This is a genomic window from Segatella copri, assembly GCF_949820605.1.
Lineage (GTDB): Bacteria > Bacteroidota > Bacteroidia > Bacteroidales > Bacteroidaceae > Prevotella.
Window position 1 is genome coordinate 2580279 of sequence record NZ_CATKVU010000006.1, and the last position, 22117, is coordinate 2602395.

At 45.7% G+C, this 22117-nt stretch carries 22 protein-coding genes and 1 pseudogene; 6 read left to right on the top strand and 17 right to left on the bottom strand.

The genetic code is table 11. The features are described 5' to 3' along the window. Positions 1-62: 62 nt before the first annotated feature. The 5 genes from RCO84_RS11885 to rpmH all read right to left on the bottom strand — a co-directional run bounded on the left by RCO84_RS11885 (position 63) and on the right by rpmH (position 4603). Positions 63-1211 carry a 1-acyl-sn-glycerol-3-phosphate acyltransferase gene (locus RCO84_RS11885; RefSeq protein ID WP_317585188.1) on the bottom strand — a complete coding sequence of 383 codons (1149 nt, stop codon included), beginning with the start codon at positions 1209-1211 and terminating at the stop codon, positions 63-65. 68 nt (positions 1212-1279) lie between these two features. Next, positions 1280-2275 (bottom strand): D-alanine--D-alanine ligase, encoded by a 996-nt coding sequence (locus RCO84_RS11890; RefSeq protein ID WP_006847565.1) that lies wholly within the window; start codon positions 2273-2275, stop codon positions 1280-1282. Between the two features lie 5 nt (positions 2276-2280). After that, positions 2281-3339 carry an RluA family pseudouridine synthase gene (locus RCO84_RS11895; RefSeq protein WP_317585515.1) on the bottom strand — a complete coding sequence of 353 codons (1059 nt, stop codon included), beginning with the start codon at positions 3337-3339 and terminating at the stop codon, positions 2281-2283. 148 nt (positions 3340-3487) lie between these two features. Beyond that, positions 3488-4222 carry a PASTA domain-containing protein gene (locus RCO84_RS11900; protein WP_006847567.1) on the bottom strand — a complete coding sequence of 245 codons (735 nt, stop codon included), beginning with the start codon at positions 4220-4222 and terminating at the stop codon, positions 3488-3490. Between the two features lie 225 nt (positions 4223-4447). Continuing rightward, the gene (gene rpmH, locus RCO84_RS11905; RefSeq protein WP_004351099.1) at positions 4448-4603 is read right to left on the bottom strand and encodes a 50S ribosomal protein L34; all 156 of its coding nucleotides are present in this window, start codon (positions 4601-4603) and stop codon (positions 4448-4450) included. Positions 4604-4824: 221 nt separating this feature from the next. Here rpmH and efp point away from each other — a divergent pair, with 221 nt between their 5' ends. The 5 genes from efp to RCO84_RS11930 all read left to right on the top strand — a co-directional run bounded on the left by efp (position 4825) and on the right by RCO84_RS11930 (position 8489). Beyond that, on the top strand, positions 4825-5391 hold the full coding sequence (efp, locus tag RCO84_RS11910; RefSeq protein WP_022121096.1) for an elongation factor P: 567 nt from the start codon (positions 4825-4827) through the stop codon (positions 5389-5391). 63 nt (positions 5392-5454) lie between these two features. Then, positions 5455-6513, top strand: a complete 1059-nt coding sequence (locus RCO84_RS11915) for a glycosyltransferase (RefSeq protein WP_264902273.1) — start codon at positions 5455-5457, stop codon at positions 6511-6513. Positions 6514-6565: 52 nt separating this feature from the next. After that, the gene (radC, locus tag RCO84_RS11920) at positions 6566-7255 is read left to right on the top strand and encodes a RadC family protein (RefSeq protein WP_006847571.1); all 690 of its coding nucleotides are present in this window, start codon (positions 6566-6568) and stop codon (positions 7253-7255) included. A gap of 101 nt (positions 7256-7356) precedes the next feature. Beyond that, the gene (locus tag RCO84_RS11925) at positions 7357-7677 is read left to right on the top strand and encodes a metal-sulfur cluster assembly factor (RefSeq protein ID WP_118254385.1); all 321 of its coding nucleotides are present in this window, start codon (positions 7357-7359) and stop codon (positions 7675-7677) included. Between the two features lie 47 nt (positions 7678-7724). After that, on the top strand, positions 7725-8489 hold the full coding sequence (locus RCO84_RS11930) for a UDP-2,3-diacylglucosamine diphosphatase (RefSeq protein WP_118254383.1): 765 nt from the start codon (positions 7725-7727) through the stop codon (positions 8487-8489). Between the two features lie 35 nt (positions 8490-8524). Here RCO84_RS11930 and RCO84_RS11935 read toward each other — a convergent pair whose 3' ends face one another. The 6 genes from RCO84_RS11935 to RCO84_RS11960 all read right to left on the bottom strand — a co-directional run bounded on the left by RCO84_RS11935 (position 8525) and on the right by RCO84_RS11960 (position 14232). Further along, on the bottom strand, positions 8525-9571 hold the full coding sequence (locus RCO84_RS11935) for a sugar kinase (RefSeq protein WP_317585190.1): 1047 nt from the start codon (positions 9569-9571) through the stop codon (positions 8525-8527). A 75-nt stretch (positions 9572-9646) separates the two neighbouring features. Then, positions 9647-10849: an acetate kinase gene (locus RCO84_RS11940; protein WP_118254380.1), complete on the bottom strand. Its 1203-nt coding sequence runs from the start codon at positions 10847-10849 to the stop codon at positions 9647-9649. A 37-nt stretch (positions 10850-10886) separates the two neighbouring features. Then, positions 10887-11933, bottom strand: coding sequence for a phosphate acetyltransferase (gene pta / locus RCO84_RS11945; protein ID WP_144154465.1), 1047 nt, complete (start codon positions 11931-11933; stop codon positions 10887-10889). A gap of 245 nt (positions 11934-12178) precedes the next feature. Beyond that, positions 12179-12949 carry a diadenylate cyclase CdaA gene (gene cdaA, locus RCO84_RS11950; RefSeq protein WP_006847577.1) on the bottom strand — a complete coding sequence of 257 codons (771 nt, stop codon included), beginning with the start codon at positions 12947-12949 and terminating at the stop codon, positions 12179-12181. After that, a complete protein-coding gene (gene folP / locus RCO84_RS11955) occupies positions 12946-13791 on the bottom strand; it encodes a dihydropteroate synthase (RefSeq protein WP_317585192.1) in 846 nt (281 codons plus the stop codon). The genes cdaA and folP overlap by 4 nt, the downstream gene beginning before the upstream one ends. 219 nt (positions 13792-14010) lie before the next feature. Next, positions 14011-14232 (bottom strand): hypothetical protein, encoded by a 222-nt coding sequence (locus RCO84_RS11960; protein WP_118190927.1) that lies wholly within the window; start codon positions 14230-14232, stop codon positions 14011-14013. Positions 14233-14374: 142 nt separating this feature from the next. Between RCO84_RS11960 and RCO84_RS11965 the strand changes: the two genes are divergently transcribed. Then, positions 14375-15676, top strand: a complete 1302-nt coding sequence (locus tag RCO84_RS11965) for a UDP-N-acetylmuramoyl-tripeptide--D-alanyl-D-alanine ligase (protein ID WP_317585194.1) — start codon at positions 14375-14377, stop codon at positions 15674-15676. Between the two features lie 295 nt (positions 15677-15971). On the opposite strand, the gene RCO84_RS11970 is transcribed toward RCO84_RS11965, so the two are convergent. The 6 genes and pseudogenes from RCO84_RS11970 to RCO84_RS11995 all read right to left on the bottom strand — a co-directional run bounded on the left by RCO84_RS11970 (position 15972) and on the right by RCO84_RS11995 (position 22077). Then, positions 15972-17093, bottom strand: a complete 1122-nt coding sequence (locus tag RCO84_RS11970; RefSeq protein WP_287819081.1) for an AAA family ATPase — start codon at positions 17091-17093, stop codon at positions 15972-15974. A 650-nt stretch (positions 17094-17743) separates the two neighbouring features. After that, positions 17744-18313 (bottom strand): pyridoxal 5'-phosphate synthase glutaminase subunit PdxT, encoded by a 570-nt coding sequence (pdxT, locus tag RCO84_RS11975; protein WP_119229652.1) that lies wholly within the window; start codon positions 18311-18313, stop codon positions 17744-17746. Between the two features lie 69 nt (positions 18314-18382). Next, entirely contained in the window at positions 18383-19258 is an 876-nt protein-coding gene (gene pdxS, locus RCO84_RS11980; RefSeq protein WP_006847583.1) for a pyridoxal 5'-phosphate synthase lyase subunit PdxS, read from the bottom strand. Between the two features lie 192 nt (positions 19259-19450). Then, positions 19451-20427: pseudogene (locus RCO84_RS11985) on the bottom strand (IS982 family transposase). Positions 20428-20546: 119 nt separating this feature from the next. After that, complete coding sequence (locus RCO84_RS11990) at positions 20547-21500, bottom strand: hydroxymethylpyrimidine/phosphomethylpyrimidine kinase (RefSeq protein ID WP_287797904.1); 954 nt, start codon at positions 21498-21500, stop codon at positions 20547-20549. A gap of 94 nt (positions 21501-21594) precedes the next feature. Continuing rightward, positions 21595-22077: a lipocalin family protein gene (locus RCO84_RS11995; RefSeq protein ID WP_317573949.1), complete on the bottom strand. Its 483-nt coding sequence runs from the start codon at positions 22075-22077 to the stop codon at positions 21595-21597. Positions 22078-22117: the final 40 nt, after the last annotated feature.

The following is a 22117-nucleotide window of genomic DNA, read 5'->3' on the forward strand; positions in this document are numbered from 1 at the left end:
TTAAAACAGGCAGACAATAACAGTTTCCAACATCATCAAACAGAAAAAGTATTACCTTGCCGCTATTGAGCAGCAAGGTAATTACGTACAGGATTGGCATACATCTCGAGAATTCTCTCTCTCAAGTAAGCTTCATCCTTATTTGGAAGGTCTATTTTCGCAAGCTGGCCAGCCATATATTTTTCAAATTTTGCCTTATCTTCGGCAGTATATTCAGCCTGATGAGCAGTTGAGTTTTCAAGCAAATCAAGAGCCACATAATTGCCCGGATAGAGGCGGTAGTTCTTGAATATCTGCTCATCCATATAGGCGGCTACCTTATTATATATATCCTGCTTAGGCATATCAGGATCAAGACTGTCCAGATAATCATCAAGACATGGGGCTGCATGGCAATGAACATGACCCTTATAACCGAAGATACCGGTCTGCATGCTTACCAGGTCATCCATTGGTCCCTTCTTCCAGTCGGCATTATCGCGCTTCTGCTGGAACTCCTTTGCCTTCAGGAAATCGCATGGATCATATTCGTAACTGATAGAGAGCGGTACGAGATGAAGCTGTTTCAGGCGGTCGATAATGCTACCCACGCCACCCATCGACATCATCTGCAGAATACTCTTCTGGGTGCGGTCATTACTGTCCTTGGCCCTACCCTCGCGCTGGGCTATCCAGATGTTCTCGTTCTTCTCCTTGATGGCGAAATGCATATAGTCGGAGAGGCGCTTGCTCGACATCAGCATCTGTCGCATACTCAGGGCACGCTCTACGATAAACGCCTTGTTGACACGTACCAGGTCCTTGACCCAAGGAAGAGAAAGGAGATTATCACCGATGGCAATCTCACAGGTGGTCTTAAAACCGTTATCGATAAGAAGGACATCGAGGATGGCTGAATCGAGCACGATATCACGGTGATTACTGATGAAAGTATAATTACGGGTATTATCGAGCGATGTACAATCCATCTCGCAGCCTGTTGCTGCCTTCTTCAGAATGCCATGAACAAAATCGTAAGCAAAAGCCAGCTGGAAATCCAGATTGGTCTTACATGCCTTCAACTTCTGGGCAATCATCTCGAAAGGTACTTGTGGATAGAGATAGGCAAGCACTTGTTTAAACTGATCGTTTGAAAGCAAACGGTCGAATACCTCTGGGAGATCTTCAGGCTCCCAAGGACGGATGGTATCAAATTCTTGAGGGATCTTCATAATATATACCTATTAATATATATATGGCTCTGCGAAAAAATCGCAGAACCATATATGAGTTTGTTATTCTAGAACTGATTCTCCACAATTTCGCTGAGCACATCCTTGATATCAAGACCTGCTGCACGAACCTGCTGAGGAATGAAACTGGTAACGGTCATACCTGGAGTGGTATTGATCTCCAGCATGTTCACCTTGTCTTTACCATCCTTATCCTTAGAGATGATATAGTCGATACGGATGATACCGTTGGCATGAAGAATATCGTAGATGCGTGATGTGGTCTTGGCTACCTCTTCTGCAGTCTCTGGAGAGAGACGGGCTGGAGTGATTTCCTGTACCTGACCGTTATACTTGGCATCGTAATCGAAGAACTCGTTAGTGGTCACCACCTCTGTAGCTGGCAGAACAACAGTCTTCTCGGCTGTCTTGTAGATACCCTGTGAAATTTCTGTTCCATCAAGGAATCCCTCAATCATTACCTCATTGCTCTCCATGAAAGCCACACGGAGGGCTGGAGCCAGCTGGTCAGCATTCTTCACCTTGCTCACACCAAAGCTACTGCCGTCGGCAGCAGGCTTTACGAAACAAGGCATACCGATGCGCTTGGCAATCTCTTCTTCATCATAAGCTTCACCGCGACGGAGCAAGATACTGTCTGCTACGTTTATACCGAAACCGCGCAGATAATTATTGAGCACATACTTATCAAAAGTCATTGCCTCTACCAGAACACCGCTTGTAGAGTATGGCAGATGGATGAGGTCGAAATAACCCTGCATCACACCATTCTCACCAGGCTGTCCGTGGATGGTGATATAAGCATAATCGAAATAGACATGCTTGCCGTTCATAACGAAAGAAAAATCGTTCTTGTCAATCTCGATAGTCTCACCATTATCCAAAGCGACATGCCAGTCGGTACCCTTCACATCGACGAGATAAATATTGTAGCGCTCTTTATCAAAGAAAGAGTACAAACCCTGTCCTGAGCGCAATGATACGTCGTGCTCAGAAGAATCGCCACCACATACGATGGCTATCGTTCTCTTGCTATTTTCCATAATTACTAAATATTTTTGAATGTATCTTGTGTGGTGCCAGCGATGAAGCCGCGCCACTTTTCTATTAATTGTCTAAAATCATTTGGCCACTCACTGTCAAAATCCATCTGCTGCTTGGTTGTAGGATGCACGAAGCCGAGTGTCTTGGCATGGAGAGCCTGACGCGGACAGAGTTTGAAGCAGTTCTGGATAAATGCCTTGTAGCTGCTACTGCGCTGACCTCTCAGAATCTCTGTTCCGCCATACGTTTCGTCCATAAAGAGCGGATGACCGATATGCTTCATGTGGGCACGAATCTGATGGGTACGGCCTGTTTCAAGCACACACTGCACCAAGGTGGTATAACCGAAACGCTCCAACACCTTGTAATGAGTAACCGCCGTCTTGCCTATTCCGCTGTCCGGATCGAAGACCTTCATACGGAGGCGGTTCTTCGGATCACGGCCAATATTGCCTTCTATGCGACCTTCATCTTCTGCAATGTTGCCCCAAACGAGCGCATTGTAACTGCGATGGGTAGTCTTGTTGAAGAACTGCTTACCCAGTGCGGTCTTTGCCGTAGGAGTCTTTGCCACAACGAGCAGTCCGCTGGTATCTTTATCGATGCGATGTACCAAGCCCACTTCCGGATCATTGGCATCAAACTCAGGCATATCCCTTAAATGCCAGGCTACCGCCTGAATCAAGGTTCCATGAAAGTTGCCCGCACCCGGATGCACCACCATACCTGCTTCCTTGTTAACCACCATCAGCTGATCGTCTTCATAAACCACATTGATAGCGATTTCTTCAGGTTTGATACTCGTTTCGTGACGAGGACGGTCGAGCATCAGAGTAACCAGATCATTAGGGCGCACCTTATAGTTGCTCTTTACCGGTTTACCATTGACATGGATGAATCCGGCATCAGCAGCCTGCTGAATGCGGTTACGGCTCTGATAGGCCATCTTATCAGCCAGGTATTTATCGATACGCACCGGATCCTGGTTGGCATCCACCTGCACCTTCCAGTGCTCATAGAGTTCATCTCCTCCTTCACCAGAAGCAGCGGTTCCTTCCTCCATCTGGAGTTCATCATTCAGTTCGTCCATATCTCCTGCATCATCAAACCCGAAGTCATCCTCTACAGGAGCATATACCTTATTATATATATAATCTAAAAATATCATTCGTATTACTATTGAATTCTTCACTCTTCACTTTTCATTTCTCCTACTCCACCACTTCCTTCTGGTGGTGCTCATGCGAAGGAGCAGGCTCTGTGGCTTCCGTACCAGGAACCACCTCGAAGTTGTCTTCATGAGTTTCTCCGCTCATGTCACCTTCGCCTTCCATCACATCTTCTTCGCCGTGATAAACCGGATCTACCACATCGATAGAATCATCAACGCTCCGTTTACCATTGCCAACCTGTATGACAAGCACATCATCGATAGAAACCTTATCACCGGCTACAACATGCTTACCCTTAACGAGGATACCATAAACCCAATCCTCTTCGCCAGGAATATATTCAGGTGTACCCAGTTTGAATCCCATAGCAGTAAGTTTAGCCATTGCCTCTCGCAACGAACTGTTGTCAATGACATCAGGAATGGTGATACGTGGAGAATGATCAGAATTGATGGTAACATAGATAACATGTCCCGACTTTACCACTTCTCCGAAAACCGGAGTCTGCTCCAGAATGACATCAGGCGGCAAAGAGCGGACATATCCCGTATCCGTTACAACAATTTCCAATCCCGCATCGTCGAGGATATGTGTAGCATCATCGATATTCTTATATCGAATATCCGGCACACGGATGGCCTCACCATGATGGGTATAGATATCGATGCCGTACTTGACACCGACACAGAGCAACACCAGTACCAGAATCATGGCACCGATATTCCCCCAAAGGTACTTACTCTTAAACTTATTTATAAACTCTGATGAAGTCATATATTATTTTTTGGTGCAAAGATACAAGTATTTGGGGGAAGAACAAAATAAAAAGGAAAGTTTTTGCACTCTCACCACCTATTTTATGATATAAAAACAAAACATCTTTGTTCCCAAAAGAGCAATCTCAGAAAAGGAAGGGGCGTTATAAACAACAAAAAGCAGCAAAGAATACCTCCTTGCTGCTTTTAATGTCATCGTCAACAGACGAATCTTTCCTCGGAATTACTTTCCGTGGTGCTCGTCAGATACAGTTAACTTCTTACGGCCATGAGCACGGCGAGAAGCCAATACGCGACGACCATTTTTAGTTGCCATACGCTCACGGAAACCATGCTTGTTTACGCGACGACGATTGTGAGGCTGAAATGTTCTTTTCATTTTTCTTATTTATTTTTTAATTAATATTCTTCACAAAAGTGCAAAACACGCCCTTTTTGGGCTGCAAAATTACGCATATTTTCTGAAATAACCAAGAAAACTACCAAATTTAGCTTAAATATTTATGTTTTTTTCGATATTTCCTTTGATTTTTCATGTTTTTGCCGTAACTTTGCACTCGATTTTGAGATTATTATAATAACATTCAAGATAAACAAGAAATGATTAATTCACAGGAAATTAAGATTGGTACTTGCATCCGCATGGATGGCAAAGTATGGGTTTGCATCGACTTTCAGCACAGAAAGCCAGGTAAAGGTAACACCGTAATGAACACAAAATTGAAGAATGTTGCCGACGGTCGTGTGTTGGAGCGTACATTCCAGGTAGGTTTCAAATTGGAGGATGTTCGCGTTGAGCGCCGTCCTTACCAGTACCTCTACGAGGACGCTACTGGTTGCATCTTCATGAACCAGGAGACTTTCGAGCAGGTGCCTATCGCTAAGGAGAACGTTACTGGTGGCCAGTACATGAAGGAGGGTGACGTTGTTGAGGTTGTTACTGATACAACAGATGGTACTATCCTCTTGGCTGAAATGCCAGTGAAGACTACTTTGAAGATTACTCACTCTGAGCCAGGTGTAAAGGGTAATACTGCTACCAACGCTACAAAGCCAGCTACATTGGAGACTGGTGCTGAGGTTCGTGTTCCTTTGTTCGTCAACGAAGGCGAGACTATTCAGATCGATACCCGTGACGGTAGCTACCTCGGTCGTGTAAGCGAGTAATACATCCTCCAACAGGAAGATTGTGCTCTTATTGAGTAAAACTAACCCTTAATAGTAAGAAGAATGAAATATTCCATCATAGTACCTGTATTTAATCGTCCTGACGAAGTGGACGAACTTTTAGAGAGTCTGACTCATCAATCAGAGAAAGACTTCGAAGTTGTCATCGTTGAGGATGGCTCACAGACTCCCTGCGAGGAGGTGTGCAAACGATATGAGCACATGATGGATATACATTATTACTATAAGGAGAACTCTGGTCCGGGCCAGAGTCGCAACTATGGTGCTGAGCGCGCCAAGGGTGAGTATCTTCTGATACTCGATAGCGACGTGGTCTTGCCAGAAGGTTATCTGAAGGCTGTAAGTGATGAGTTGAGCCGTGAGCCAGCCGATGCTTTCGGCGGTCCCGACAAGGCGCACTCATCATTTACAGATACTCAGAAAGCCATTTCTTATTCCATGACTTCTTTCTTTACCACCGGTGGCATCCGTGGCGGAAAGAAGAAGATGGATAAGTTCTATCCCCGTTCATTCAACATGGGCATCCGCAGAGATGTTTATCTCAGGTTGAATGGCTTTTCTAACATGCGTTTTGGTGAGGACATTGATTTCTCTATCCGTATCTTCAAGGCAGGCTGCCGTTGCCGTCTGTTCCCTGAAGCATGGGTTTGGCATAAGCGCCGCACCGACTTCCGCAAGTTCTGGCGACAGGTCTACAACAGTGGCATCGCCCGCATCAATCTCTACAAGAAATATCCAGAGAGTCTCAAACTCGTGCATCTCCTTCCTATGGTCTTCACCGTGGGTGTAATAGGCACGCTGCTTCTGCTCTTCTTCGGCTTCCTGCCATACATGCTTGGCACCGTTCACGTATTCCCAACCTTGGGCAATGCGATGGCAGCATTGGGCTGCATCGGTCTCGCCGGCATCATTCTCTATACCATCGCACTGTTTATCGACAGCAGCAGAGAGAATCACAGCGTGAAGATAGGCTTGCTGAGCATTCGCGCTGCCTTCACACAGCTGATGGGTTACGGATGCGGATTTCTTTCTGCATGGTGGAAGAGATGCGTACTGAGACAGAGCGAATTCAGCGCATACAACAAGACTTTCTACAAATAAGACTTCCCCACAAAAAGAGAAGCCAATAATAATCTACTAATCAGTTATTATTATGGCAGAGAAACTAACCATTGCCAATTGGGCAGAAGAAGACAAGCCTCGCGAGAAACTGGAGCGCTTGGGAGCCTCAGCTTTATCCAATGCCGAGCTCTTAGGTATTCTGATTGGTTCGGGATCTACAGACGAAAGTGCCGTAGACCTGATGAAACGCATTCTGAAGGATTGCGACAACAACCTGAACCAGCTAGGAAAGAAGTCCATCAGAGAACTGACACAATATAAAGGAATGGGACCCGCAAAAGCCATCACCATTCTTGCAGCCTGCGAACTGGGCAAGCGCCGTGCTCTCGATAAGATTGGCACACGTCCCGACTTAGGATCATCCCTTGCCATCTACAACTATATGCTTCCGAAGATGCAGGATTTAGATACAGAGGAAGCATGGCTCCTGATGATGAACCAGAACTTCAAGCTCATCAAAGCGAGCTGCATCTCCAAAGGCGGCATTACAGAAACGGCAACCGACATCCGGCTCATCATCAAAGAAGCGGTGCTCAACAACGCTACCATTATCGCCTTCTGCCACAATCATCCCAGCAACAATCCTCAGCCAAGCAAAGCCGATGATGTACTTACCCAGAAGATTGCCAAAGCCTGCGAAATCATGCGCCTCTTCTTTATGGACCATGTCATCATAACCGATGGTGCCTTTTATTCATATCACGATAAAGGTAAATTGTAGTCTATTTGGGGTATATTAGACCTTCTGCAAGAAAAAAACAGCTTTTCTTTTTGTTTTGTCTGCAATAATTATTATCTTTGTAGGCAAAAACAAAGATTATTATGACACAAGAAGAAAAGACAAAGATAGAAGAAAAGATCGTAGATGTGCTTAAGACCGTTTACGACCCTGAGATTCCTGTTAACATTTGGGACCTCGGTATGATTTATAAAATAGATGTGAAGGACGATGCCTCCGTAGATCTCGACATGACCTTCACTGCCCCTTCATGCCCTGCTGCCGACTTCATCCTGGAGGATGTAAGAAGCAAGGTAGACAGCGTGGAAGGCGTAAAATCAGCCAATGTGAACCTTGTATTCGAACCGGCTTGGGATCAGAGTATGATGAGCGAGGAAGCTCGCGTAGAACTCGGCTTTGAATAAAGACAAAGCCGTTGAATTCTTCACTCTTCATTTAAATAGAATCGCTTATGAAAAATGTATATTTTCTCTCAGATGCGCACCTTGGCTCATTAGCCATTCCGCATGCCCGCATGCAAGAACGCCGCCTGGTCCGTTTTCTGGACAGCATCAAGACGAAGGCTGCGGCAGTTTATCTCCTGGGTGACATGTTTGACTTCTGGAACGAATATAAATATGTCGTACCAAAAGGCTATACACGCTTCTTAGGTAAGCTCTCGGAGTTGACCGATATGGGAGTGGAAGTACATTTCTTTACGGGTAACCACGACCTCTGGACCTATGGCTACCTGGAGGAAGAGTGTGGCGTTACCGTACATTACAAGCCTCAGACCATAGAGATATACGATAAAGTATTCTATCTGGCACATGGAGACGGACTGGGTGACCCAGACAAGAAATTCAAGTTTCTGAAAAGAATGTTCCAGAACCATACTTGCCAACGCCTCCTTAATGCGATTCATCCTCGCTGGGGAATGGCTTTGGGGCTGAACTGGGCTAAGCACAGCCGACTGAAACGTGCTGACGGAAAGGAAGAGCCTTATATGGGCGAAAAGAAGGAGTTTCTGGTGCGCTTTGCCAAACAGTATATGCAAGGCCACAAGGATATAGATTACTTCATGTTCGGCCATCGCCACATCGAACTGGATCTGATGCTGAGCAAAAAGACCCGACTGATGATTCTGGGCGACTGGATATGGCAGTTTACCTATGCCGTGTTTGATGGCGAACACATGTTTATGGAAGAATATGTGGAAGGCGAAAGCCAACCATAACAATAAAGGGCAGCTTTATGAGCTGCCCTTTATTGTTATCGCTGTATGCGACCTCCTGAAGAAGTCATGTTATTGATGATTTCTTCTTCTGTAACCAGATTCTGATCACCCGGAACCGTATTTTTTATCGCGCTTGCTGACAGTGAGAAATCCAGGCAATACTGGTTCTTGTCGCCCCACTTCTGATGGGCATGAATATAGGCAGCAATAAAGGCATCACCTACACCCATCGGGTCAATAATCGGCTCAATATCATAGATTCTTGTAGTATAGAGCTGATCTTCCACTGCATCATAGAGCAAGCCGCTCAAGGTATGATGACTGCTGGCAATCTGATTTCTTACCGCCATCAGCATCTTCTTACACTTAGGGAAGAGCTGATGCATCTTGCGGAAATACTTCTGATAAGCCTCCTTGTCAATCTCATAGTCTGCATCCAAAGCCTCGAAAGGAATATGAGGCACACCGCTGGCTACCTCCCACTCATTCTGGTCACCAAAGATGATGTCGCTATACTGCATCATCTGGAATAGCACGTCATGAGGTTCCAGACCATATCCCCAGAGATTCTTACGGTAATTGATGTCGCAGGCAATGGTCAACCCGTCAGAAACAGCAAGTTTGATGGCATCCATAGTTGACTCCATCGCATCGCGGCTGATAGCACAGGTAATGCCGGAGCAATGGAATACGGCAGCATCAGCCAGCACCTTTTCCCATTTCACCATTCCGCGCTTCAGCGTATAGAAAGAAGAATTCTTGCGGTCGTAAACCACACGGGAATTGCGCATAGCCACAGCTTCCTCGAAATAATAAGTTCCGAGACGTTCACCGCCACGCACAACATGAGAAACATTCAGACCGTACTCTCTGAGATGCATCAACGCCGCCTCACCCATCTCACCGTATGGCACACGGGTTACATACTCTACATTATCGCCTAAATAAGCCAAAGAGATGGCTGCATTAGCCTCACTGCCACCATAATTGCCAAACATATGATGTCCCTGAAATAAACGTTGATAACCAGGCTTAGAAATCCTAAGCAATATTTCTCCGAAAGTTACAATCTTTGTTTTCATAATTCTAAAAATTTAAAAAGGTGAAGACCATTCACTTATGTTTCTAGTCTTCACCTTATTATATATAGCGTATGATTACTTGTTAGCAACCAACTCCATTGTATCGCGAGCGATAACAATCTCCTCGTCGGTAGGAACTACAACTACCTTCACCTTACTGTCGTCAGTAGAGATGATAGCTTCCTCACCACGAACCTTATCGTTCACTTCCTTGTTGATCTTGATGCCAAGATACTCCAGGTTCTTGCAAGCTTCCTCACGCAGGTCAGTCTGATTCTCACCAACACCTGCTGTGAATACGATAGCGTCAACGCCACCCATAGCTGCAGTGTAAGCACCAATGTACTTCTTGATACGATACTCATACATACGGAGAGCCAACTGAGCCTTCTCGTTACCCTCGTTGGCAGCGTTCTCGATGTCGCGCATATCAGAAGAAATACCTGTAATACCGAGCACACCACTCTTCTTGTTCAGGAAGTCAGCCATCTCCTGTGGCTTCATGTTCAACTTCTCCATCAAGTAGGTAACGGCAGAAGCATCGATGTCACCACAACGTGAACCCATCATCAAACCAGCCAATGGGGTCAAGCCCATTGAAGTATCCAATACCTTACCGTTCAATACAGCAGCTACAGAGCCACCGTTACCGATGTGGCAAGTGATGATCTTAGAGTTGTTTTGGTCGAGACCGAGAATCTCGCAAACACGCTTAGAAACATAGCGGTGAGACGTTCCGTGGAAGCCATAACGGCGTACGTGATACTTCTCGTACAACTCGTAAGGAATTGCATAGAGGTAAGCGTAGTCAGGCATTGTGCTGTGGAATGCGTTGTCGAATACGCAAACCTGAGGAGTGCCAGGCATCAAAGAGTCTACGGCACGGATACCCTTCAGGTGACCTGCGTTGTGAACAGGAGCGAGGTCACAAAGTTCCTCGATACCATCCTCTACGCTTTTGTCAACGATAACGCTCTCCTTGAACTTGTCACCACCCTGTACGACACGGTGTCCTACAGCGTCGATTTCTTTCAAATCCTTGATAGCGCCGATTTCCGGGTCGAGCAAGCACTTGAACACGAAGTTCACACCTTCCTTGTGGTCAGGCATGTCGTGCATGATCTGCTTCTTCTCGCCGTTAGGCAATTTCACCTTGATGAAAGCGTTATCAAGACCGATACGCTCTACACCACCCTGTGCCAATACAGACTCATCGTCCATATTATATAATTTGTACTTGATAGATGAACTACCACAGTTCAGAACCAATACTTTCATAATGTTAAATGTTGAATGTTAAATGTTGAATGTTGAATTAAGCCTTCTTAGCGTCCTGTGCCTGGCAAGCTGTGATAGCTACCATGTAGTAGATGTCATCTACAGAGCAACCACGAGAGAGGTCGTTTACAGGACGGGCAATACCCTGAAGGATAGGACCGATAGCGATGGCACCACCCAAGCGCTGAACGAGCTTGTAGCCGATGTTACCAACCTCGAGGTTAGGAACTACCAATACGTTAGCCTTACCAGCTACGTCAGAACCTGGAGCCTTCTTGGCAGCAACCTCTGGAACGAGGGCTGCATCTGCCTGAAGCTCACCATCGAGATGAAGCTCTGGGAACTTCTCCTTAGCAATAGCTACGGCATCCTTTACCTTGTCAATGATATAAACGCTCTTGCCAGTCTCCTTGTTGATAGCATCCTTTGCGCTACCCTTTGTAGAGAAGCTCAACATGGCAATCTGTGGATCAGTAATACCTGCCACTGACTGAGCTGTATGAGCTGTAGTATAGGCAATCTGAGCAAGCTGGTCTGCTGTAGGGTTTGGAGTTACAGCAACGTCACCCATTACTACAATGCCATCCTGACCATACTGCTTCTGGTCTGTGATGAGCAACATAGCACCACTTACGCAAGTGATACCTGGAGTGCACTTGATAATCTGAAGAGCTGGACGGAGAGTATCGCCAGTAGTGCTCAATGCACCAGAAATCTGACCGTCAGCACCCTCAGTCTTGATAATCATACAACCGAGATAGAGGTTGTTCTTAGTTACGAGTTCACGAGCCTGCTCTACGGTCATGCCCTTCTTCTTGCGAAGTTCAGCGAGCTTCTCAGCATACTCCTCAGTCTTAGGGTTGTTTTGTGGATCAACGATAGTAGCCTTGTCGATGTTGTTAAGACCCCACTGAGCAGCGAGATTCTTAATATTGGCAGGGTTACCGATGAGGATGATGTCTGCGAGATCATCAGCCAAAACTTTATCGGCTGCTTTCAATGTACGCTCCTCTTCTGCTTCAGGGAGCACGATGCGCTGCTTGTCAGCTTTAGCGCGAGCTACGATTTGCTGTAATAAATCCATTTTACTTTTTAATATTTTATATATTTTGTTGTTTCCTAAGTAGATCTGTCAAAGTGTTAGGTGATGTTATCTTGTTTTTCACCTTTTTGCCACATCGACTTTGCAAAAGTACACATTTTCTTTGAAATAGCAGCGATTAAAATGTGTAAAAAAAGCTAAATCGGGAGATTATTCATATCGTAAAGGTTTACGTAGTAGGAAAAGTGATGAATTCTTCACTCTTCGTTCTTCACTCTTCACTTTACTTATATCATCTCCAGAGTAAGGATGCTTTCCAGTTCCTCGGCAGAGAGTCGGAGTTTGAACTCGCCCTTGATGGCCACGCTGATTCGTCCGGTCTCCTCGGATACGATGACGGCGATGGCATCACTGCTCTGTGATATTCCGAGAGCGGCACGATGGCGGAGTCCCAGTTCCTTCGGAATATCGAGGTTATGACTCACAGGCAGAATACATCCGGCTGCCATGATGCGCTTATTGCTCACCACCATGGCTCCATCATGAAGCGGCGAATTCTTGAAGAAAATATTCTCTATCAGCCGCTGGTTAATCTTGGCGTCAATCTCCTCACCCGTATCCATGATGTCCTTCAGTGGAACGCCTCGCTCTATAACGATAAGAGCACCTACGTATTTCTTCGCCATACTCATACACGCCATCACAATCGGCATGATGGTCTCCTTGTTAGCCTCCTTCTGGCTCTCCTTGCTGGAGTGGAAGAAGCGAACTAGCCGACGCATACCTTTCTGCGAACCGATTTCATAGAGGAATCTACGGATATCCTCCTGAAAGATGACGATGAGGGCGATGACTCCCACGCTCACCAGTTTATCCAGGATAGAACCCAGCAGGCGCATTTCCAGTATCTGACTCACAAAGAGCCAGATAAGTACGAAAAGCATGATGCCCACGAAGATGTTCAGTGAGCGCGATTCCTTCATCAGACGATAAACATAGAACAGCAGCGAGGCTACCAGGAGAATATCGAGAAAGTCTTTGATACCAAATTCTATCATGTGCGTCCCTCCTTCATTGCTTCTATTATCTTCACAGCCTCAGCAGCTTCTTTTACATCGTGCACTCTGAGGATGCTGGCGCCCTTCATCAGAGCGATGGTATCAAGTACTGCAGTTCCATTGAGCGATGTAGTAGCATCTCCCCCCAGCAGCTTGTGAATCATGCTCTTGCGGGAGATACCCACGAGCACCGGAAGTTCCAGTACGTTCAACTTCTCCATCTCATCATAAATCTGATAATTCTGGATGAGATTCTTGCCGAAACAGAAGCCCGGGTCAAGGATGATATCCTTGGCACCCAGGTCGCGTAACTGCTGCACCTCCCTGGCAAAGCCCTTCATCATCTTGGCGAGCGTAGGCTGCACCGACATTAATATATAAGGTACCTTCAGTTCGCCCACCACACGGAACATTTCAGGATATTCCTCCTGTCTCTGCTCCAGCGGCACATTGACGATGCCTGTGATTCCACCTTCTGATACATCGTTGATGATATCGGCTCCCCACTCTTCGATACACTTACGTGCCAAGGTAGGGCGAAAGGTATCTACGGAGACGGCAGCATCCGGTTGCTCCCTGCGAACGATGTTGAGAGCGAACTTCAGGCGTCTTCCCTCCTCCTCTTCCGATACTTCATCGGCACCGGGACGGGTGGAGAAAGCGCCCACATCAATGATGCTTCCACCTTCTTCTATAATCTGATTAGCTCTCTGAGCTATCTCCATTTCTGTCTGTTTTCTACTGCCAGAGTACATGCTGTCGGGCGTAACATTCAGGATGCCCATCACCTGAGGGGTACTCAAATCCATCAAGTGCCCCTTGATATTAATCGTATATTCCATTGGATTATAACTCTTTAAGCCATTTTTCGCCTGGTTTTGTATATAACCAAGCTAAAAAACTTCCACCAACAATACAGCAAATCAGAAAAAATAATGCTAAATAACTCATACTATAAACTTTTTAGCCATTTCTTCCCTGATTCAGTATATGTCCAAAGCAAAATACCACCACCTATTAAAGTGCCTATTCCAAATATCAAAATCATTGTTTCCATTTTCTTAATATTTTAAAATTCGATTACCTACTATTGCAAACAAAATTGTCATGCACACACCAAATAAAACATACAGAAGATTCATATAATCGAATTCTCCTGTTATCATTGGCGTAAGCCCACCCAAAACCATCGCTCCAAAACTTAGTTTGGAGATATCGAAGAAATAACCAGCTAGCTTGTCTTTCCTCGTTTTTAATTTATCTCTTTCTATGTTTGCGCCCATTCCGACCTCACTTTCCAAAGATTACTTGAATATTTCTGCAAAAATAGAAAGAATTATCGAGATTACCATCATTTTTTGGGAAAATTGTTTGTTATGTCCATAATTTAGATTACTTTTGCACCCAAAATAACAGTTATAGACTATGGATATTTCAGAACTCTATCAGATTTACCAAGCGCACCCAGTGATTACCACTGACAGCCGCGACTGCCCAGAGGGCAGCATCTTCCTGGCTTTGAAGGGCGCATCGTTTGATGGCAACAAGTTTGCCGACATGGCTTTGGAGAAAGGCTGTGCCTATGTGATTGTTGATGAAAAAGAGTATGCCAAGGAAGGCGACGAGCGCTACATCCTCGTAGAGGACTGCCTCACCACCTTCAAGGAACTAGCCCGTGAGCATCGCCGCCACTTCGATATTCCTGTAGTAGGAATCACCGGAACCAACGGCAAGACCACCACCAAGGAGCTCGTCTCTGCTGTTCTCGGCGAGAAGTTCAACGTGATGTTCACCCAGGGTAACTTCAATAATGATGTAGGCGTACCAAAGACGCTCTTCCGTCTCTCTCCGGAAAACGAGATTGCTGTTGTAGAGATGGGTGCTTCCCATCCTGGTGACATTCGAAAACTCGTGGAATACGTGGAACCAACCTGCGGTATGATTACCAACGTAGGCCGTGCCCACCTGCAGGGATTCGGCAGTTTCGAAGGCGTGAAGAAGACCAAGGGAGAGCTCTATGATTACCTCGCAACCAACGATGCCCTCGTCTTCATCAATGCAGACAACGAGCATCTGATGCAGATGGCCGAGCAGCGCAACATCAACCGCCTCATCACCTACGGCAAGGACGAAAACTGCGATGTATGGGGAGAAGTCATCTCCTGCGCTCCTTTCCTGAAGTTCCGCTGGCGCACCGAGAGTTTCGACTGGCATGAGGTTCAGACTCATCTCATCGGCTCTTACAACATCGACAACATGCTTGCCGCCATCACCATCGGTCTTCATTTCGATGTGAAGCCTCAGCAGATAGATCATGCCCTGGAGAACTACATCCCAAGCAACAACCGTTCGCAGTTGGAAGAGACGGCGCACAACAAGCTGGTGGTAGATGCCTACAATGCCAACCCATCGAGCATGGCAGCCGCCATCGAGAACTTCCGCGTGATGGATGTGCCTCATAAGATGGCGATTCTCGGACAGATGGGCGAGCTCGGCGAAGTGAGCCACGAGGAGCACCAGAAGGTAGTAGACCAGTTGCAGGCAGCCGGTCTGGAGAATGTATGGCTGGTAGGCGATGAATTCAAGGATATTCCATGCAGCTACCGCAAGTTCCAGAATGTAGAGGAAGTGAAGGAAGCACTCAAGGCGAACCAGCCTCACGACCATTACATCCTCATCAAAGGCAGCAACAGCGTGAAGCTCTTCCAGCTTCCGGAGTTGTTATAAACGGTTATTATCGTACAACTAAAAGGTGTGTGGTTGTACGATTATAGGGTGTTGCCACTAGGCTCGGCAGATGTGCTGACTGCAGTCGGCAGACCTGCTGACTAGGCTCAGCAGAGCTGCTGAGCCTAGTGGGAATCTCTTAGAAACAGCCTCCTTGAACCTGATATTCCGACTTCTTGAACCTGAGCAAACGTATTCTTTCACTTGCTCAGTCGTATCCTTGTGCTTGTTCAGTCATATCCGTGTGCTTGCTCAGTCGTATCTGTAGACTTACTCAGACGTATCTTTTACTTACTCAACCAGCTCGCAAGCTCAACTCCAAAAACTTGTCACATAATTGATAAACGCCTTCATCTTGCGTGATAAAGTCTCTGTCCAGTAAGGTCTTGACTGCTCCTTGCACGGTGCTTGCACCAAGATGATACTTCTGCAAAAACTCTTGCGACATTAGGGAAGAAGGCTTACCTTCCTGAGCAATGGCTATGAGAAGCTGTTTCTGCTTGGCTGTAAGCTGATACAGCAAGGCCTGATAGGCAAAGCGTTGCTGGGAAAGGATGCCATCAATACCCATTCTGACATCATCTTCCTGCAACAAAGACTTATCAGATATAGAAGTATAAAGCATATTGAGAACATACTGAATATACCAGGTAATGCCATCGAAATGATGATATAAATAGGTAAAAGCCGCTGCACTTATCTCTTTATTGTTCCTGGCAAGATGGTGATTGGCAAATTCCAGGTAAGTATGCTCATTGATTGCCTCCAACCCCATGATACTCGAACTATGATAGAACGGGCGTGACTGGGAAGTAAACATCAATGCCATCATATGGCGCTTGGAGCCAGAAAAGACAAAGTTTGCATTGTGGCAATTCTGTATTCGCTTACGCAAGGTTGCCTCAACGGTTTTCTCTGGATAGTTTGCAACTGTCTGAAACTCATCTATCGCCACCAGACAAGGTTTATCTGCCTGTTCGAGATAAGCGAAGATCTCATCCAGCGTAATATCCGGAGCCTGAATATCTCCCAAACCAACACTCCACTCCGGATTTCCATTGATGTCAAAAGAGATAGTTGACTTCAGAGACTGGAGCATATTCAGGAAAAATTCCCATACTTTCCTGCCCTTTGGCTTGAGTGCCGTCAGGATTCCCTTGCCCAGCGCATAGACGAATTCGTTAAAATTCTTCGTATCATAAATATCAATATAGATGCAATGATACTGCTCACGGATGTTTTCCTGCTGAAAACAATTATAAATCAGTCCCGACTTACCCAGACGTCTTGGCGCAATCAACGCGACATTGCACCGATTGGTCAAATGGCGGGTAAGAAGAGCTGTTTCCTCTACCCTATCACAGAAATATTCCGGCGAAAGATAGCCTTCAATAATAAAAGGATTTAACTGTACCATAAGCATTTATATCATTATGAATTTTACGTAACGAAGATTTCATAATGCAAAGATACGATGAATATTTGTAAACGGCAAACATTTATCGGAAAAAAGTATCTGACATTCAATAAAAAAGTATCTTAGGATGAAGCCTACTTCCTGCACATCCCCAGAAAATACTTATGAATATCCAGGCTTTCGTTCAGGATGGAAGGCGATAACTGATTCATGTAGCATATGCATTTTAGCAAAGTTTGAAGAACGAAAATATGCATTTTAGCAAAGTTTGAAGGACAAAAATATGCATTTTAGCAAAGTATAAGAATGGTAACCTACTGGTATTAAAGACTTTACTGCATTTTTACAAAAAAAGTAAGAAATAATCCTCAAATAGAGCAACTATGGTAGATGAAAAAGTGATATTGCAAGTCTTGGCTGAGCAACAGAAATATGTTCAAAGTTATGCCCCCCAAAAGTGGGTCGGCCGATATGAAGAAAACCTTTTTGAATTAGATAGTCCGCTATCAATAAAAAAGTATCTTAGGATACTTGCTCATGTATCTTAAGATACTTGGCAATGTATCCTAAGATACTTTGCTATGTAGCTTCATGTGCCCATGAAGCCTGTTTCATCGGCTAAGGAAATAAGTTTCATCTCAGAATGAAGCCTACTTGCTGCACATCCCCAGAAAATACTTATGAATCTCCAGACTTTCATTCAATTCAGGATGGAAGGCGGTAACCAGCTGGTTACCCTGACGGGCAGCCACAATCTTGCCATCTACCTCCGCCAGAACCTCAGCATCTCCCCATACCTCTTTAATATAAGGAGCACGGATGAAAGTCATTGGGATATTGCCCTCGATGCCCTTCATCGGAGCCTCGATGTAGAAACTGCCCAACTGGCGACCGTAGGCATTTCTCAAAGCCGTGATGTCCATCGAAGCAATGCGCTGACTAGGCTCGCCCTCAATCTTCTTGGCAAGAAGAATCAAACCGGCACAGGTACCATAAACTGGCAAGCCGGCAGCAATCGCCTCCTTCACAGGCTCCATCAATCCCAGTTCATTCAAGAGTTTCGCCTGGGTGGTACTCTCACCGCCCGGAATAATCAAGCCATCCTTAGGCTGGTTCCAATCCTTCAACTGGCGAACCTCGAAACTATCCACGCCCAATTGAGCCAACTTCTGTCTGTGCTCAGCAAAAGCGCCTTGTAAAGCTAATACTGCTATTCTCATAACATACTTATCTAATATAAAAGCCCCTTCTTGTGCAGGAGGGGCTCTTATCCGTTATCTCATTTATTATTACTTACCTCTTTCAGCCATGAGCAAAGCAATCTCCTGCTCATTGATACCTACCATTGCCTCGCCGAGGTCCTCGCTCAACTCAGCCAACATCTTAGGGTCGTTGTAGTTGGTAACAGCCTTCACGATAGCCTGTGCACGCTTAGCAGGGTTACCGCTCTTGAAGATACCAGAACCTACAAATACACCCTCGGCACCGAGCTGCATCATCAGGGCAGCATCAGCTGGAGTAGCCACACCACCGGCAGCGAAGTTAACCACTGGCAACTTGCCGTTCTCGTGAACATACTTCACCAGGTCGTAAGGAGCCTGCAACTGCTTGGCAGCCTCATAAAGCTCATCCTCGCTCATAGAAACCAGGCGGCGGATTTCGCTCTGCATCATACGCATGTGGGTAACAGCCTGAACCACATCACCTGTTCCTGGCTCACCCTTGGTACGAATCATCGTAGCACCCTCAGCAATACGGCGGAGTGCCTCGCCCAGGTTCTTGGCACCACAAACGAATGGCACGTCGAACTGAGTCTTGTCGATGTGATAAACATTATCAGCTGGAGAGAGCACCTCGCTCTCGTCGATATAGTCGATTTCGATAGCCTGAAGAATCTGAGCCTCAGCGAAGTGACCGATGCGGCACTTAGCCATTACAGGGATAGAAACAGCCTCCTGGATACCCTTAATCATCTTAGGGTCGCTCATACGTGAAACACCACCTGCTGCACGGATATCAGCTGGAATACGTTCCAGAGCCATTACTGCGCATGCACCTGCAGCCTCTGCGATTTTTGCCTGTTCTGGAGTTGTTACGTCCATAATCACACCACCCTTGAGCATCTGAGCCAAGTTGCGGTTCAATTCTTGTCTATTTTCTGCCATAATTCTTATATTTTTATTCAATTATGGTTGCAAAGGAAACATTTTTCGGTGAAACTGCAGAAAAAAGTTCCATTTTCTGCAAACATTGAGTCATTTTATATAAAGAGAGATTCGCAAATATATAAGAGATATTCCTGAATATATAAAGAGGAGGAAAGATGTCAAAAATACTAACTCAACCCGTTGGCGGAATTAATTTAGCGCATACTTAACCCTGCCAATCGGTCTGTTGTTTACATAATTAATATATTGCAAGACTGTAAATGCGCTGATTTTCCCAATGATTCGGGTAAACAGTCCTGGTGTTTGCTTAGCATAGTTTCGGAAGAGCATGAAGTGATCACAAAGTTGAGAGAAATTTGTCTCGATTCTCTTCCTCGCCTTAGCATAAGGCTTAAATGTTGGTCGCCAATTCTTCATGTTCAAGCGATATGGAACTTCCAACTTGATGCCTACAGAAGAAAACAAGTCTTGCTGTAGTTCCGCACTGAGGTAAGCACGATCGCCAAGGATGCAACAGTCATGGAATTGAAACTTTACATCTTTAAGAAAATGAATGTCATGAACATTAGCTGGACTCAGGTCATACGAGTGGATAACTCCACTTAACCCACAGACAGCGTGGAGCTTATACCCAAAGTAGTATATCTTCTGAGTAGCGCAATAGCCAAATGCAGGAGAGTTTGTTACGTCTGTTCCTTTCATCTTGCAACGCAAGCCTCTGGACAAGCGACACACCTCTATTGGTTTGGAATCTATGCAGAAATATTCTTCTGCGCCATCCATCTTTGACGCTATGCGCTTACGAATCTTCTCACATAGTTCCGCAGTGAACTTTCGCCTGTCATTGAACTGGCGTCGAGAAATCAGATTTGGCATATCTGCCTTATACTCCTTCAGCCTATCGAACAAGTTGTTTTCACTGTCGATGCTAAGATGCTCGGCTGTCAAGCTCAAAGCAACAACTTCGAGGTCTGAAAAACGTGGTACGACTCCAGGGCGAGGAATATTTCCTAGCTCATTAACTAAATTTTTGGAGAAATCCTTGCATATCTCAAGAATTTTTACGAAATTTGCATACAAGTTGTGCATAGCGTGAAATATATAACTTTATAATTGGACACTACAAAGTTACTAAAAATCAACGAGATGCACAACTTTTTCTCCATAAAAATATACTAATTTTCAGGCGGTTTTTTAATTCCGCCAACAGGTTAACTCATAGTTTTTTGATGCGAAAGTCATAGCTTTTCGGCTGGAAACTATAAACTTTCAACCATAAACTAACTTATCCTTTCTGCCTGAAAGCAGAAGGCGTTACCCCTCTCATCTTCTTGAAGAACTTGGTGAGATGAGCCTGGGATGAGAAACCGAAGGTATTGGCTATCTCCTGAACCGTATGCGTAGTGGTAGAAAGCTCGCGCTCTATCTCCTTCACGATGTATTCATCGATGATTGCCTTCGGCGTCTTGCCGGAGATGCGACGGGTAACCTGAGCCAGATAACGGCCACTCACATTCAACTGGTCGGCATAGAAATGAACATCGCTGTAAGTGCGGCAGAAGTTATTCACCTGCGAGATAAACTGGTTGTAAAGCTCGGAACTCCTGCCCTGCAGATTGCTCTGGCGCACGAGTTCTACATTGATGAAATCCTGCGCCATCGCCAACGCCTCCTCCATCTTCTTGCCCTGATTCAGATAAACGGCAAGAGCTGAAGAGAAACGGTTGATGAGACCATGCGAATTGGCATTGTCGAGGCGATAGATCCGGAGCCCCTGCTTCTCGGCAAGGCTCAGCAGTTTGGAATTCTGAAGAATGATGTCGCTCTCCTTCTTCCTCGCCACCACAACCGAGCAGAGCGGCAGCAGGCGATATTTGATCTGGCTCACCACATCTTCCGTCATCAGCGCATCGCCCTGGCTCGACCAGATGGCAGGGGCATAGATGATATGGGCAGGACGGTACTTGGTCAACGCATCGATGACCACATTCAGCGTCTCCACCCTGCGTATCATACCAATCTTCACTATATCAGGCTGCATATCGTTCATGATAGCCTCAATCTGCCCCGAAACAATCTCGGCAGGAATATCGAAGAACTCCTGAATACCGAGCGTATTCTGCACAGTGATGCTGGTTATCGCCGAAACAGCATAACCGCCCAACTCGGCAATCGTCCTGATGTCCGCCTGCACACCAGAGCCTCCGGTGCTGTCTGAACCTGTAATCGTTAATATCATATCCTTAAACTTTGAACCCGATGATAAGTTTGAGGGCAAAGATACAAAAAAAGAGCGAATAATCCGCAGAATTTGCAGATAATTCGCTCTTTTTTTATTCTTCAGTGAGATCTTTACATTCCTTGAGTATCTCGGCAGGTACCTCATTGCAACGCTTGTAGCGGCTGATGTCGGTAACATCGTCCTTGGCGGTCCATATCATGGAACCCGATTTCAAGAGACGGGTTACGAGATAACTCTGGTTCCAGTCGCCCATACCGTTATCATAGCTTCCACTGATAATGTAGCCCTGGTATGGATCGTTCTTGATAGCGAACGAACCGGTGATATGGCGACCATACATACTGTCAAACTTCTGATACATCTCGAAAGTCTGGTCCTTGCGGTTGAAAACGATGTAGCAGTATGTGCCCTCAGCAAGAGGTTCACCGTTCCACTCAGCCAACTCCCATGTGCCATGAAGATTGGCAGGTGTAACTTCCAGAGAAGGCTCCTCCGGTTCTTCATCATCGCTGCTGCAGGCTGCAAAGCCGCAGGCAAACAAAGCAATCACCAGGAGGGTGAAGAGTTTTTTCAAATATTTCATTGTCTTGGTATTTTTTTCTTTTTTACTTTTT